The sequence below is a fragment of the Pseudoalteromonas sp. SD03 genome (genome assembly GCF_040937955.1).
Lineage (GTDB): Bacteria > Pseudomonadota > Gammaproteobacteria > Enterobacterales > Alteromonadaceae > Pseudoalteromonas > Pseudoalteromonas tetraodonis.
Genome location: NZ_CP162514.1, coordinates 2,026,217 through 2,040,128 on the forward strand (window position 1 = coordinate 2,026,217; position 13,912 = coordinate 2,040,128).

Annotated in this window: 14 protein-coding genes; 7 read left to right on the forward strand and 7 right to left on the reverse strand. The window is 39.7% G+C overall.

Translation table 11 applies throughout. The features are described from left to right. Positions 1-78: 78 nt before the first annotated feature. Positions 79-1,131: an acyl-CoA desaturase gene (locus ABZP26_RS09425; protein ID WP_033103332.1), complete on the reverse strand. Its 1,053-nt coding sequence runs from the start codon at positions 1,129-1,131 to the stop codon at positions 79-81. Beyond that, positions 1,128-2,171 (reverse strand): flavin reductase family protein, encoded by a 1,044-nt coding sequence (locus ABZP26_RS09430; protein WP_368484867.1) that lies wholly within the window; start codon positions 2,169-2,171, stop codon positions 1,128-1,130. Before ABZP26_RS09430 ends, ABZP26_RS09425 begins: the two co-directional genes overlap by 4 nt. A 366-nt stretch (positions 2,172-2,537) precedes the next feature. Here ABZP26_RS09430 and ABZP26_RS09435 point away from each other — a divergent pair, with 366 nt between their 5' ends. The 4 genes from ABZP26_RS09435 to ABZP26_RS09450 all read left to right on the forward strand — a co-directional run bounded on the left by ABZP26_RS09435 (position 2,538) and on the right by ABZP26_RS09450 (position 5,212). Next, positions 2,538-3,698 (forward strand): PQQ-dependent sugar dehydrogenase, encoded by a 1,161-nt coding sequence (locus tag ABZP26_RS09435; protein ID WP_368484869.1) that lies wholly within the window; start codon positions 2,538-2,540, stop codon positions 3,696-3,698. A 92-nt stretch (positions 3,699-3,790) separates the two neighbouring features. After that, complete coding sequence (locus tag ABZP26_RS09440) at positions 3,791-3,970, forward strand: DUF6435 family protein (RefSeq protein WP_024603117.1); 180 nt, start codon at positions 3,791-3,793, stop codon at positions 3,968-3,970. A gap of 418 nt (positions 3,971-4,388) precedes the next feature. Next, complete coding sequence (locus ABZP26_RS09445; RefSeq protein WP_368484870.1) at positions 4,389-4,796, forward strand: GFA family protein; 408 nt, start codon at positions 4,389-4,391, stop codon at positions 4,794-4,796. A 41-nt stretch (positions 4,797-4,837) separates the two neighbouring features. Next, entirely contained in the window at positions 4,838-5,212 is a 375-nt protein-coding gene (locus tag ABZP26_RS09450; protein WP_368484871.1) for a VOC family protein, read from the forward strand. 68 nt (positions 5,213-5,280) lie between these two features. Here the strand turns inward: ABZP26_RS09450 and ABZP26_RS09455 are convergent, their stop codons facing one another. Continuing rightward, positions 5,281-6,072, reverse strand: coding sequence for an SDR family oxidoreductase (locus ABZP26_RS09455; RefSeq protein WP_368484872.1), 792 nt, complete (start codon positions 6,070-6,072; stop codon positions 5,281-5,283). Between the two features lie 25 nt (positions 6,073-6,097). Then, the gene (locus tag ABZP26_RS09460) at positions 6,098-6,601 is read right to left on the reverse strand and encodes a DUF962 domain-containing protein (protein ID WP_013465113.1); all 504 of its coding nucleotides are present in this window, start codon (positions 6,599-6,601) and stop codon (positions 6,098-6,100) included. Positions 6,602-6,782: 181 nt separating this feature from the next. Between ABZP26_RS09460 and ABZP26_RS09465 the strand changes: the two genes are divergently transcribed. Continuing rightward, a complete protein-coding gene (locus ABZP26_RS09465) occupies positions 6,783-7,181 on the forward strand; it encodes a hypothetical protein (RefSeq protein ID WP_368484873.1) in 399 nt (132 codons plus the stop codon). Between the two features lie 329 nt (positions 7,182-7,510). Here the strand turns inward: ABZP26_RS09465 and ABZP26_RS09470 are convergent, their stop codons facing one another. Next, complete coding sequence (locus ABZP26_RS09470) at positions 7,511-7,927, reverse strand: hypothetical protein (RefSeq protein ID WP_368484874.1); 417 nt, start codon at positions 7,925-7,927, stop codon at positions 7,511-7,513. 125 nt (positions 7,928-8,052) lie between these two features. Then, the gene (locus tag ABZP26_RS09475) at positions 8,053-8,997 is read right to left on the reverse strand and encodes a LysR family transcriptional regulator (protein ID WP_368484875.1); all 945 of its coding nucleotides are present in this window, start codon (positions 8,995-8,997) and stop codon (positions 8,053-8,055) included. 124 nt (positions 8,998-9,121) lie between these two features. On the opposite strand from ABZP26_RS09475, the gene ABZP26_RS09480 reads away from it, so the two are divergent. Then, positions 9,122-10,069: a sodium-dependent bicarbonate transport family permease gene (locus ABZP26_RS09480; RefSeq protein WP_024603122.1), complete on the forward strand. Its 948-nt coding sequence runs from the start codon at positions 9,122-9,124 to the stop codon at positions 10,067-10,069. Between the two features lie 316 nt (positions 10,070-10,385). After that, entirely contained in the window at positions 10,386-11,555 is a 1,170-nt protein-coding gene (locus tag ABZP26_RS09485) for an MFS transporter (RefSeq protein WP_368484876.1), read from the forward strand. A gap of 46 nt (positions 11,556-11,601) precedes the next feature. Here the strand turns inward: ABZP26_RS09485 and helD are convergent, their stop codons facing one another. Further along, positions 11,602-13,725 (reverse strand): DNA helicase IV, encoded by a 2,124-nt coding sequence (helD, locus tag ABZP26_RS09490; RefSeq protein ID WP_368484878.1) that lies wholly within the window; start codon positions 13,723-13,725, stop codon positions 11,602-11,604. Positions 13,726-13,912: the final 187 nt, after the last annotated feature.

Genomic DNA, 13,912 nt, shown 5'->3' on the forward strand with positions numbered 1-13,912 from the left:
ATGCAATAATCAGCTAACAATTTAAGGTTAGCTGATTATTTAATGCATACATTATAGTAGCGGCTATTTTATTAACCTCTATTTAAATGAATAACGAAATATACGTTTTAACACCGAGGTATATTGGTGAAAAAAACCGCCGGTGTTGTATGCAATGCCCTGCTTTTGTAAAGCAGCTTGCACTTGTGGTGCTATTTCTTGGTAGCGTGACGATGGCATATCAGGAAATAAGTGGTGTTCAATTTGAAAACTTAAATGCCCCGTTAAAATATGAAACCAACGCGCCCCTTTAATGTTTGACGACCCAAGCGCTTGGCGATAATACCACTGACCTTGGCTTTCGTTTTCACAATCTTGCTCGTAAAAGGTATGCGTTTGCTCGGTAAAATGGCCACAAAAAATAATGGTTGATGTCCATAAATTACGAATTAGGTTCGCCAATAAGTTACCGCTTAGCACCCATAAAAACAGAGGCCCCGCTAAAAGTGGAAACAGCACATAGTCTTTAATTAATTGGCGCGCCCCTTTACTAAAAAAGCGTTTTTTTAACGTACTATGCGCTACAGCCCCTTTGCGGTTTGGCTTCTTTTTACCTATAAACACACGCTCACCCGCCAGCTCATGGTACGACACGCCCCACTGAAATAGCACACTTAAATTTAAATAGGTAATAAACTGCCAAGTATTTTTTAAACGCCATTTAAAGTCATTACTTAATCTTAATAAGCCATAACCAAAATCGCGGTCTTTGCCAATAATATTAGTGTAAGTATGGTGCTCAAAATTGTGTACTCGGTTCCAACTTTGGCCGTCGCAGGCTATATCCCACTCGTATGTTTTTGAATTAAGCTGTTTGTCGTTCATCCAATCGTATTGACCATGCATTACATTGTGGCCAATTTCCATGTTGTCGAGAATTTTAGCCAAAGCCAGTAATAACACACCCGCCACCCAAAGTAAGGGCTGAATAAAACCAAGCATTAATAAAATGCGCCCACCTATTTCGCACAGTCGCTGCTTGCGGACAATAGAGCGTATATAATTAGCATCCTTTTGCCCTACTTTGGCAAGCGTCGACATTTTTATGCCATCTAAATCTTCGGCTAATTGTTGATAATTTATGGTTGTCATAGCTGTAACTCCAAATCACTGACCGCTTGGCTAACACACAGTTGAATTAACTGCTCGCCGTTATCTGATAACTCACCGGTTTTTAAATTGCGCACCACGCCCGTTTTTTTAATGCACTGGCATTGATGACAAATACCAATCCCACACCCTCGCTGCACAGGTAGTTTTTTTGCCTCAAACTGAGTTAACAACACCTCATTCGCTGCTACGTCGTGGTGATCATTATTAATTTTTACAGTAAATTGACTGTCATCATTTAAGCTTGGCAATGCAAGGCTAAAGGCTTCTTGGTAATAGGTTAAATGATGCTGGTTTGCAAAATGTGCAATTTTTTGCATAAACGCTGCTGGCCCACAGCAGTAAATATCAGGATTGTCATCGATGTTTATATGCGTAGTTAATTGCGGGCTCATATCGCGAGTGAGTAACAAGTAAGAAAAATGCGCATAACGCTCTGCTAATGCGGCAAGTTCTTCAATGCATTGGTGCTCATTAGCTTTTGCAAAATACAGTAATTTGATGGTGTGCTGAGTATTTGCTAATTGCTGGCTAAGCATTGCCAGCATAGGTGTAATACCTGAGCCACCAGCAACAAAGGTGCTGGCTTTATGCCAGCTTTTAAATACAAAGTCGCCACTTGGCGCAGAAATATTACACCACGACGGCGCCTTTAATGTGCTTTGCAACTGAGCTGTAAAACGTCCTTGCTCATTGGTTTTAATTAAAACTCGCAGCAATCCGGTTGCTTTGTATTGCGCGGGGCTGCAAGCAAGCGTAAATACACGGGTAAGCAAACGCCCGTTGAGCTCAAGCGTTAAACTAATATGCTGGCCCGCAATGTGGGCGCGCCACTGTTTATTGGGTTTAAGCGTTACACTTAAAAACTGACCACTCAACGCGTGTACATCAACAATTTGCGCACGAAAAAAGCCAGCTCGCCATGCAGGTTTAACGACCTGTATTAAGGGCTCTATGTAAGCGGCAAAGCTTTGATGGTGTAAAAACCATTTTGAAAATTGGTCTAATACCGAAGTTAACATGGTGATTAATTCTCTACTTAAATCGACTACCCATCACTTTGTGTTAAGCGAATTCACGCAAACACATGACTGGGCTTTAAATATTTGAGCCTACACGTGTAAGCTCAACTTTAAGCGCACAAGTGTACGCTCGAATTTTTAAATTTCAACCCCAATAGAGTAATTATTCAATTTTTTTAAAGCGGTCTTTAATCCCTATATCCGCAAAGTTAGTTAAACACCTAAGGGGCATAAACAAGCTCATAAAGCCTAAAAACCAACATTAAACCGGTTAAATAGCGTGCAATTTCATTCATCCCAAATACTTAACACTGTGATTAATAGCGTGCTAAGGTGGTTAAAATTTAGTTAATTTTGGAAGCCATTATGAACAAAGTAACAACGCGTAAAAAATTTTCTACACTCGCCACAGCCAGTTGTGCATTGGCATTTTCGGCGCTTACCAGCCTTAGTGCTCATGCAGTTGATTTTAAAGAACTGGATAAATTAGCGCTTAATGTAAAACCGGTCACTGTTGCCCAAGGGATTTCCATTCCGTGGGCTATTGAGGCTCTGCCAAACGGTGATTTATTAATAACCGAGCGCAGTGGCACCTTGTATTTACTGCGTAAAAATACCACCAGCTTAACTAAAATTTCTGGGCTACCTAAAATTGATGCCAACGGCCAAGGCGGCCTACTTGATTTAGAACTGCATCCTGATTTTGCTAATAATCAATGGCTGTATATCACTTACTCAAGCAGTGAAGGTGACGGCGCTGGCAGTAACACCGCACTTATGCGTGCAAAGCTAAGTAACGATCACAGCCAATTGCGCGAGCCACAACAATTATACAAAGGCGAGCATAACTCTAAAAAAGGCCAGCACTACGGCAGCCGCATTGTGTTTGATAACCAAAATTATGTGTATTTTTCCATTGGCGATCGCGGCTCGCGAGATATTAACCCACAAGATTTAAGCCGCGATGGCGGTAAAATTTATCGTTTACACGACGATGGTAAAATTCCAACCGACAACCCATTTGTAAACCAAAAAGACGCAAAATCAGCGATTTGGTCTTACGGGCATCGTAACCCACAAGGCATGTGGTTCGATGGTGAAAATAATGTATTTTGGGCACACGAACACGGCCCCCGTGGCGGCGATGAGCTTAATATGATTAAGCCTAAAACTAACTACGGCTGGCCAGTGGTAAGCTATGGTATTAACTACAGTGGCACCTCGTTTACCGATTTAACCGAAAAATCAGGCATGCAAGCGCCCACATTACAATGGACACCCTCTATTGCTCCTTCAGACATGCTGCTCGTAAAAGGTGACAAATATCCTGAGCTTAAAGGAAAATTTTTACTCGCTTCAATGAAATACGCGTTTATTAGCGTACTTGAAATAGCAGATGGCAAGGTCGTTAAACAAAGTAAATTACTGGAAGGCATTGGTCGTATTCGCAGTCTAGCACAAAGTGATGATGGCACTATTTACTTAGGATTGGACGGCCAAGGCATTATGCGCCTTGACCCACAATAATCTTTTAATAAGCTAATTACAGTAACAGAAAACTTTTTGCGCCTTCACTGCGTATTGTTACTGTAATTAGCTAATAAACAACGAGGGTGTTGATGTTTTCATTTTTAAAGCCAGATCCAATCAAAAAATTACGTAAAGAATACGACGCAAAATTAGAACAAGGCATGCAAGCGCAAAGAAAAGGCGATATAAAAAGCTATGCGATGTTAACCGACGAGGCTGAAAAAATTTGGAATGAAATAGAAGCGCTCGAAGCCAAAAAAGCCCAGTAAACATTTAACCAAATGAGTTTAAACCTATCCCCCGCATTAACAGTGCGGGGTTTGTATTTCCCCGACTAAATAACTTCGATAAACATTTATCCAACTAAGTAAAATTAGATACACTTCTTATAAGTTCACTTTGCATTTCCCCCATCACGTTATTACAGCCCTATTGTTACGACACTCAAAAGCCATTTTATTTCTCGCATAATCATTTGTTTACATTAAAGTTAATTAGTGAAATTATTTACCTAATACGACAAGGACTTTATGGATTGTTTGAAATAGCAAACCATTTAAGCGCTAATGGTTATGTGGATACGAGAAAAGCATTTTTAGTGGGGTGTGTAATCAAGCCATAAAGCGTCAACAATTTACTGGCAAGAATACAATATAACGAACAAATTATATAAACCAAGGAATACAGATGTACACAGGTAGTTGTTTATGTGGCTCAATCAATTTTTCAATTAATGGTAAAGTTACTGATATTATTCATTGTCATTGTTCGCTGTGTCGTAAGGCCAGTGGCAGTGCTTTTGCTACTAATGGATTTATTAATGCCAGCGAGCTAACGTTAACTGATAAAAATGGGTCGCTTACTTTTTACCAAAGTAGTGAAGGTAAACGTAAGTACTTTTGTAAAACCTGTGGTGCACCAATTTATAGTGCTAATGCACAATCTCCTCAAAGATATCGCCTTCGATTAGGCGCGTTGACCTGCGATATTACAGAGCGACCAATATCGCATAATTTCATCACCTCAAAAGCTAATTGGGAAGATTTAGATGCTCAACTTCCTCGTTATGAGGGACATGAGCCAGGGCGAAAGTAAATCGCCATAAATTTATCTATTTTTTTGTAGTGGGAGTTTACATGAAACTGAATCAAGTAACTTTGCCAGTCAAAGATATGAATGAAGCGGTGAGTTTTTATCGCTCACTTGGCTTTATCCAAATTGTTGACACACCGCATTATGCACGTTTTAGTTGCCCTGAGGGTGACTCTACATTTTCATTGTCTCTAGAGAGTGAATTTTTTGAAAATCATTCTGTAATTTATTTTGAAAACGATGACATTGAGCAATTGTGCCAACAATTGATCAAAAAGGGGATCGTATTCGAACAGCAACCCACAGAGCAAAGGTATCTATGGAAAGAATCGATTTTAAGAGACCCTTCAGGCAATAAAATTAAACTCTACAAAGCTGGAGAAAATCGATTAAACCCACCTTGGAAAGTACAAAAATAGCTATTAGCTTTACACGAATCAGCATTGCGCTCAGGGGCTCAATGCTGGTGTTTAAGTACTGTACTTAGTTATTTATATTCTACCTTAGCGGTTAATCGATTAAATAAACTAGGGAAAAACCGTTTTATAAACGGTGCCCAACCGCTTAACCCTTGGCCTATTACAACTTCGTCTTTTTTATTATAGATTGCGGTGAGCATTTTCGATGCGGCTACATTTACATTCATACCATTTTCTATTGAAGGCTCAGGTTTGTTTTGTGCCTCTCCCTGCTCGTTTAATGAGTTATGGGCAATAGCCGTTTTAATGGAGCCGGGGCAAATAGTTAAGCAATGTATATTGTGCTGCGCCACTTCTGCACGTAAGCAATCCATAAAGCCCACCACCGCGTATTTAGTACCTGAATAACCCGTTCTAAATTTAGAGCCCACTTTGCCTGCCACGCTACTAATAGCCACTACAGAACCACTTTTTCGCGCCACCATTGAGGGTAGCACTGCTTTAGTGAGTGCAATTAAACCAAAGTAATTTACTTCCATGAGTTGGCGGTACACTTTAAAGTCGTTTTCTAAAAATAAACTACGCTGCGAAATTCCGCCGTTATTAATTAAAATATCAATCGGGCCTAAGCTATCTATTTGCGCTGATACATCCTGCAGTACGGTTTCGGGCTTTGATAAATCAAGCGGTATTACCCGATGCCCTTGCCCTTTTAACTGTTCTTTTATCTCGTTGAGTTTATCAACGTTACGCGCTGATAAAATAACCTGAGCACCTAACTCTGCAAATTGTTTGGCGAGCTCTTCACCAATGCCAGATGATGCACCGGTGATCCACACTGTTTTATTATTATAATCCATGGTTTACCTTATAGTCTTTGACTGATTATGCTTTAGTTGGGCCCGCTATTTCATTAACTTGCTGTTCTAAATTTTTATAAAAGCCCATTAAAAATAACAGCTCTGCGGTGACATACAAAGGGCCAATAATTAAACCCACTAAATCATCAACAAAAGCGGGCTTTTTGCCTTCAAAATAATGACCAATAAACTGTAACACCCAGCCAAATACAAACACACCCACACCAATCGTCAGCCAAGATGTAAAGGGCATTGCGGCGATAGGCTGCGCTGCCACTAACAATAAAGTAAAAATGATGCCCATGATTAAACCTAGCGAAAAGCTCAGCATAAAATAGTAAACCACACTGGCAAGGACAAAAAGCTGCGCCCCATCGACATTAAAACTCCCTAGAGGAATTTCAACACGCGCTAGTAAGCACAATGCCGCAAATACAATCAGTGGAATACCAAAAAAGTGAGTTAATACGTTACGCTTTGAACGATGATACAAGCCATACTGGCCAAGTTGTTGTTGTAGAGTTTTCATCGGTTGATCCCGTTGTTATTTTTATAAGCAAAGTTCACCTTATAAAAAAGTGCGCACAATAACAACAAATACCGATGGTTATAAATTAAAAGGCTAACTAATGGCTCTCTAATTGGGAATTGATGTAAACTATTTAAAATAAATGTTTAACTGTTGGCCTTTGTAATATAAGGAAATCATCATGTTATTAAAAGCCCTAGCCATAGGCTTATTACTTGCTTTGGGCGAGATAATTAATGGCAACATTAGAGTGCGAGTTCTGCATCGATTATATGGGCAACGACGCGCTAAAACACTTAGTTTACTCTCAGGCATCGCCATTATTTTTGCTATAACTTGGTTAGCCCTACCATGGGTTGCCCCTACAAGTTACCTAGACTGTTTAAAGTTAGGCTTAGTGTGGCTAATGATAATGCTTAGCTTAGATATTTTTGTTGGCCGGTATTTATTTAAATATAAGTGGCAGAGAATTCTTGATGATTTTAATCTCTTTAAAGGCAATTTGCTTAGTGTAGGTATGTTGTTACTTTTTATAAGCCCAAGCTTGGTTTTTTGGTTGCAGATGAAAGTTATGGTTTAGATCACTGCTCTAAAAGCGCAGCGTCTCTTCGCTCTCTTTGTGTATTAATCACTTAAAAATAATTTAAACTGATAGAAATGAATGAGGATAAAATAAGCAGGAAAAAATAAATTTATTTCAGCCGCTTACTCTAAAGTCGCAGCGTCTCTTCGCCCTCTTTGTAAATTGATCATAAAAAACAGTATGAGCTGAGAGAATTGAATGAGAAGCCATAAAAAATATGCTTTAGATCACTGCTCTAAAAGCGCAGCGTCTCATTGCCCTCTTTGTGCATAATTCTTAAAATCTATTTAAAATCAGAAGTAAATGAGCTTGCAACGTGTCGTTATCTAAGCTAACGCGGTTACAAGCTTGCCTTTTTCATGCGTAGGTTGCATGGCCATTCGATCAGTGCCTTTTTCGTATTCTTGCTCCAGCATTTTTTGTAACTCTGCAAGCTGCTCTTTAATGGTGTCTATATCAGCACCTTGCTCTTGAAGTTTTTCTGCCAATGCTTCGATTGCTGCTTTTAACTCAGCAATTTTTTCTTTATCAACCCCTAATCGTTGATAAATAAGCGCCTCTTGCGCATTTTCTAAAAAGCTTTTTTCTTGTGGCTTGGCGCTTGCGATTTGCGTTTGTTCGCTATCGCTGGTTTTAGCTGTTGCCGCAGGGCCAGAAGTTGCCGCTACTTCGTCAGCTTTTGCCGGTTTATTTATTGTACTAATATAAGTATTGTATTGATTTTTAAAGGTTATTGATGTCATCAGCTCAAATCCATTTTTGCGTTAAAATATCTATCTTTAACTATTTTCACTTAGATACTTGTATGTGAATGACTACAGCAACTTTAATACCAACTTATATTTGTTATTCGCTTCGCTTTAACTCTTTAATGTAAATTAAGCCCATTTAGCTCATTACGCACCCATTGCTTATCGAGATATTGCTCTAAATTCAGCTGGGCAAATTTTAAAAAGCTGCGCGCAGCATGAGAAATATGCCTGTCTGTTCGCACTACAAAATACCAATGGCTGGCTAAGCAGGTGTCGGTTACATTGAGCACTTTAAAACTGTTATCGCCTTTTGGTAATACATGATGGGAAAGCACCGCAATCCCCATTCCCGAGGAAACTGCAACTCGTATGGCTTCGTTACTGGCCATTTGCACGCTATCGCTAAGGACTAAACCACGGCTTTGTAATTCGCTTTCAAAAAGCATACGCGTAGCAGAGCCTGGCTCTCTTAATAAAAATCGATATGGCATTAAATCAGCTAATGTTAATGCTTTTACATCGGCAAGCGGATGATCAAGCGGCACAATAAAAACTAAGGGGTTATGTAAAAAACGCGCAGCCTGGGCATGTTCAAGTGATGGTGGGTGGCTAAACACATAAATGTCGTCTTCTCCACGCTCAAAACGCGCTAACACTGCAGAGCGGTTGCCAATTTCCAATGGCAGCTCTACATGGGGATGGGCATTACTGTAAGGCCCAAGTAACTTAGGCAAAATATATTGTGCAGTGTTTACCATGGCAATTTTACAGCGCCCGCGCTCCCCGCCTTTAAGCTCGGCTATATAGTCTTGGTAATCATCAAAGTGCCCAAACATTTGCTCACACGTTCTAAATAATTGTAAGCCAGCCTCGGTAACCTGTAATTTTTGCTGTTGCATAACAATTAAAGGCTCATTAACGGTTTCTTGTAAGCGCTTAATTTGCAAAGAAACGGTAGGCTGGGTTAAATGCAATTGCCGAGCTGTTTCGCTAATGGAGCCGGTTTTAACTACACTCATAAAGACTTCGAGTAGCCTAAATGATAGCTGCCTTGTGTTCATTATTCACCTCATAGATGTTTATCTATAAGATACTATCATTCATTTTATTATTTACTATACAAAGATAGGCTTACAATAGCGCCGCTTAACAAATTGAGTAACTAATAACAAAAAGGAGAACAGTGTGCCTGATATCGTCGTAATGTTTTTTATTTTAGGATTAGTGGCGGGGATTTTACGTTCTGATTTAGCGATACCTAAAGCCACTTATGACACGCTAAGTCTATTGTTAATGCTCACCATAGGGTTAAAAGGTGGCATGGTGCTGCATGGAAATTTAAGCTGGCAGCTTCTTCCTGAAATGGCCTCGGTTATGTTACTCGGTGGCCTTATTCCCCTCACTCTTTACCCTATTTTAAAATATGTTGTTAGACTCAGTGTGGCTAATAGCGCCAGTATTGCCGCGCATTATGGCTCGGTAAGCGCAGGTACCTTTGCAGTTGCATTGGCTTATGCAGAGTCGGCTAAATTAGAGGTAGGTGCTGAGGTTACACTGTATTTAGTGATGCTCGAATTACCTGCCATTATTGTCGGTTTAATGCTGTATCGTAAACTCGATAAACAACATAGCCAAAGTAATACACTGTCACTCAAAGCGCTTTGGCACGAAACACTCACTAACAAAAGCGTGATTTTGTTAGTTGGCGGTGTGATCATCGGAATGATGTATGGCACACAGCAAGGCAGCCAAGTAACCAGTCTTTTAACCAGTAGTTTTAAAGTAGTACTGGCATTGTTTTTACTTGAAATGGGTTTAGTGGCTGCGCAAACTCTGCGCCCATTTCCTTGGCAGCATTGGAGACTCGCTGCATTTGCTATTATCACTCCGCTATTTTTAGGTACTATTGGCGTGGCTGTAGGCACACTATTAAAATTAGAATTAGGCTCGGTGGTGATACTCGGTAGTTTAGTGGCTAGTGCGTCTTATATTGCAGCCCCTGCGGCAATTAAAGCAGCCGTTCCCAAGGCTGATATTGGCCTAGCTATGCTGAGCTCTTTAGGGGTAACGTTTCCGTTTAATGTGATTGTTGGTATTGGTTTGTACCATAAGCTTGCGCTAGCCATGCATTAAAATAAACACCAATAAAGCCCAACATGGGCTTTTATTTTTTAACTATGCCCCGCCATTACTAAGTTATTACCCTCTTTAAAAACTCAACAAATATAAAACAAAAACGCTAACTTATTTCTACAATCAGATTGCAATTAAGCGATTAGTTTACGTAAAAAAACATTTTAAAAATTATTTTGATTGAGCAATTAAAAAACACTTTACTTGGTATAAAAAGCAGCATAAATTCGCAGCCAAATTAATCTGCTTCAAATAATCGCGCCACTATCACACCTAAATCAGCAATTATTTAAACCCTTTTTATCGGAATAATCTAATGGTGGAACTTGCCGCTAATAGTAAATCAAATAATCCTTTAGCCCCTGTTATTGGTTTATCTTTTTTTGCTATTGCTTCGGGCTTTTTAATGAGCCTGATCCCGTTATCACTGAGTGCTTTTAAGTTAAGTATTGATCTTGCGCCTTGGCTTGCCAGCGTCTTTTATTTTGGTTTACTTATTGGCGCGCTGTGTATTGAGCGCGTGGTAGTAAAAATTGGCCACCGTATGGCATTTATCGCATTTTTAATGTTGCTGATCATCAGTGTTATTGCACAGATCATTTCCCCTACAGCCACAATGTGGTTAATTGCTCGCTTTGTTGCTGGTATTGCTGTTGCGGGAGTATTTGTAGTGGTTGAGTCGTGGTTGTTAATGGCGAATACACCTAAGGCGCGAGCTAAACGCTTAGGTTTATATATGACCTCTTTATATGGTGGCAGCGCTGTGGGGCAATTAGCAATCACACCGCTTGGCACTGAAGGTGCCGTACCGTATTTATTTGTCGTGGCCCTTTTGGCGTTGGCTATTTTAGCACCATTATTAATTACCACAGGCCAACCTAATGCTCAGCAATTACAAAAGCTGCCACTTAAAGAGTTAAAAACTCTCAGCCGCCCTGCTATTTTAGGCTGTTTAGTATCAGGATTATTACTAGGCCCTATTTACGGGTTATTACCAGTTTATATAGCCGCGCAAACTGATAAAGCCCAATATACCGGCTTACTTATGGCGGTGATTATTTTAGGTGGCATGCTGGTGCAACCTTTAGTGAGTTATTTATCAACCCGTATTATAAAAAGCTTACTTATGGCTATTTTTTGTCTTGTTGGTGCTGCCAGCGTAATGGGAATATTAAACGCGCATAGCTTTGGCGGATTAGTTGTAAGTTACTTTGTATTAGGTGCGTGTAGTTTTGCACTTTATCCGATTGCAATTACTTTAGCGTGCGACTCCTTACCTATGGCAAAAATAGTGTCAGCCACTGAAATAATGCTGCTCAGCTACAGTGTCGGCTCTGTATTAGGCCCGTTGTTGGCAACGCATTTTTCTGATGCAAGCCATGGTGTGCTTTTTTATTTAGGTGGTTGTTTAATTACCACCTGTATTTATATGCTCATAAAAAGTATGAAAAAAATACCCACAGGTAACACCCCTGTTGCAGGTTAACTAACGCAATAGACCGCTTAAGCTTATTCGTTTGCCACTAAGCGGTTTATACCTGCGCTACCACTTTACTAGCTATGTTTTTTAACTCTTTTAGCTCAATTTGATACTCGTTTATGAGCTCGTCAACAAAACAGCTGCGGTTGTTGTCATCACTTATGATAAACACCTTGTGTTTAGCACGAGTGAGCGCCACATAAAATAAGCGTCGCTCTTCGCTAAAGGCATACAAATCTTTAGCGGGTAACAGAGCTTCTAACATTGCAGGCGATGGCTTAGTGCTCGGAAATCCAAATTGCCCGCCATGCATACCTAATATAACTACATAATCGGCTTCTTTACCCTTTGAACCATGAAAGGTATCACACTCAATTTGTAATGAAGAAAAGGTGTGCTGCAAGGCGTTAATATCGGCTTTAGTAGGTAACTGAAAGCGATAGCGTGCCAGTAAATACACAACAGCGGGCTTATTTTTGTTGATAGTGTCGAGTACATGGGCAAGTGCCCCATTATTTAGCTCAGCTATTTTTGTATTTTTGCTTGAGACAACATTCGCTGTTTTTAATATGCTAATAGCGGGCTTTGTCACTTGTGATAACGAGTTAATTTGCTTAGCTAACTGGGCAGGGTTTTTCATGATAAAACATGAAGCAACCTCACTAATTTTATTATTAAAACGAAACGTAACATCCAGTATGGTTTGTGTGGTAAAACCAAAATGTGCGGCAAATTCTGTGGTAAGGCGCATATCAGCACCACTAAAACGGTAAATAGCTTGCCAGTCATCGCCTACTACAAACAATGAGCTTCTAGGCTTACTATCGCGCAGCGCTTTAACCAACGCCGCACGCGTAGGCGATATATCTTGAAATTCATCAACCATGATATAACGCCAAGGTGATATAAACTTTCTTGTATTAACATAATCGAGGGCTTTGAGGATCATATCGTCAAAGTCTATTTCACCTTGAGTATGTAAATAATGGTTATAGTTGGCTAATAATGGCTTTAATAATTTCCAAGCCTGCTGTATCTGCTTTGAATCGTTCTCAAGCGTTATATTTGCTGTTTTATACACGCTAATTAATTGACTAAATAAAGTCGCTAATTTGGTTAAATAACCGCCAGCTTTTATCTCTTGTAGAAGCGCTATATGATTAGGCTTTGCAGTGCTTAATTCAAACCCACTTTTAACGTCATTAAGATTGTTATTTATATAGTTTACCAATGCTTTAGCATACTGTGGCTTAGCATTAGCAAGCGATTCAAAACACCCTTCAACCCATTTTATTTTAGCTTTTTCGTTTTCAGCAAGTTTAGATATTTTAGGCGTTTTTCTCTCAACCTCACTAATAATTGTTAAACCTAAGCTGTGAAAAGTGGCGGTTTTTATAGCCTGTGTATTCAGCTTAGTTTTAATACGTTCGTCCATTTCACTGGCAGCTTGCTTACCATAAGCGAGTAATAAAATATCATCGTAATTAGCTTGATCACTGTTAACTAAATAGCCCGCTCGCGCCACCATTACACTGGTTTTACCTGTGCCGGCTCCGGCTAATACGAGGTTATTATCGTCATCGATAATGCATGCCCGTCTTTGCTTTTCAGTAAGTGGGTTTGCTTCAACGTTATCGAAAAAACCAGCATAACGCTGCAATTGTGTCTGTGTGTATTTATGCTGTAAAAAGCGAGTTAATGGATCGCTCCACTGACTATATTGTTCGAGCAGTTTTATTTGCGTGCTAACGACTGCCAATGCCTCACTCTTTTTTATCCAAGGAAACCAGCGGTTGTATTGTTGTTTAACGCGCTGTTTTATATCTGCCACATAGGATTGACGCAAAAATTGATGATGTGCAAATTGGTTAATATTTTCTAGCAGCTCATTTAATGGTTCAATATTATTATTGACCCATAGCTGATCCGTCTTAGCTTTAAGTATTCGGTGACTGCCATAAGCCCTCATCCACACTCGATACTGCCTAGACTTTGTTGAAAAACGTAGTGTTTGTCCAAAAACCCCATATTCATAACAAATAGGCGAGGTTAAATCGCACCAATTCAGTGTATCTGTGTGCTTTTTGTTGTTAATGACTAAACCTTGTTGATTAATATCAACAGCGAGGTGTGGGGTAAACAGGCGGCCAAATACGCTGGGGAAAATAGAATTCATTAACAGCAGAATTCCTTTATAAAAATGAACCAATTAACGCTATTTTAAGGTAATACGCGCTGTAAGGATAATAAATCTGGCGGTAAAATTTTCAACGCGTTAAAGTAGAACAAAAAACAACCAATCAATTTATCCATTTCCTTGGCATAACTCCCTATTGTGACTAATATTTACTCTACATACAGTG

Bases quoted from the DNA above. Each gene is read 5' to 3' on its own strand.
- ABZP26_RS09425 (WP_033103332.1), bottom strand. From the start codon at position 1,131: ATGACAACCATAAATTATCAACAATTAGCCGAAGATTTAGATGGCATA.
- ABZP26_RS09430 (WP_368484867.1), bottom strand. From the start codon at position 2,171: ATGTTAACTTCGGTATTAGACCAATTTTCAAAATGGTTTTTACACCAT.
- ABZP26_RS09435 (WP_368484869.1), top strand. From the start codon at position 2,538: ATGAACAAAGTAACAACGCGTAAAAAATTTTCTACACTCGCCACAGCC.
- ABZP26_RS09440 (WP_024603117.1), top strand. From the start codon at position 3,791: ATGTTTTCATTTTTAAAGCCAGATCCAATCAAAAAATTACGTAAAGAA.
- ABZP26_RS09445 (WP_368484870.1), top strand. From the start codon at position 4,389: ATGTACACAGGTAGTTGTTTATGTGGCTCAATCAATTTTTCAATTAAT.
- ABZP26_RS09450 (WP_368484871.1), top strand. From the start codon at position 4,838: ATGAAACTGAATCAAGTAACTTTGCCAGTCAAAGATATGAATGAAGCG.
- ABZP26_RS09455 (WP_368484872.1), bottom strand. From the start codon at position 6,072: ATGGATTATAATAATAAAACAGTGTGGATCACCGGTGCATCATCTGGC.
- ABZP26_RS09460 (WP_013465113.1), bottom strand. From the start codon at position 6,601: ATGAAAACTCTACAACAACAACTTGGCCAGTATGGCTTGTATCATCGT.
- ABZP26_RS09465 (WP_368484873.1), top strand. From the start codon at position 6,783: ATGTTATTAAAAGCCCTAGCCATAGGCTTATTACTTGCTTTGGGCGAG.
- ABZP26_RS09470 (WP_368484874.1), bottom strand. From the start codon at position 7,927: ATGACATCAATAACCTTTAAAAATCAATACAATACTTATATTAGTACA.
- ABZP26_RS09475 (WP_368484875.1), bottom strand. From the start codon at position 8,997: ATGAACACAAGGCAGCTATCATTTAGGCTACTCGAAGTCTTTATGAGT.
- ABZP26_RS09485 (WP_368484876.1), top strand. From the start codon at position 10,386: ATGGTGGAACTTGCCGCTAATAGTAAATCAAATAATCCTTTAGCCCCT.
- helD (WP_368484878.1), bottom strand. From the start codon at position 13,725: ATGAATTCTATTTTCCCCAGCGTATTTGGCCGCCTGTTTACCCCACAC.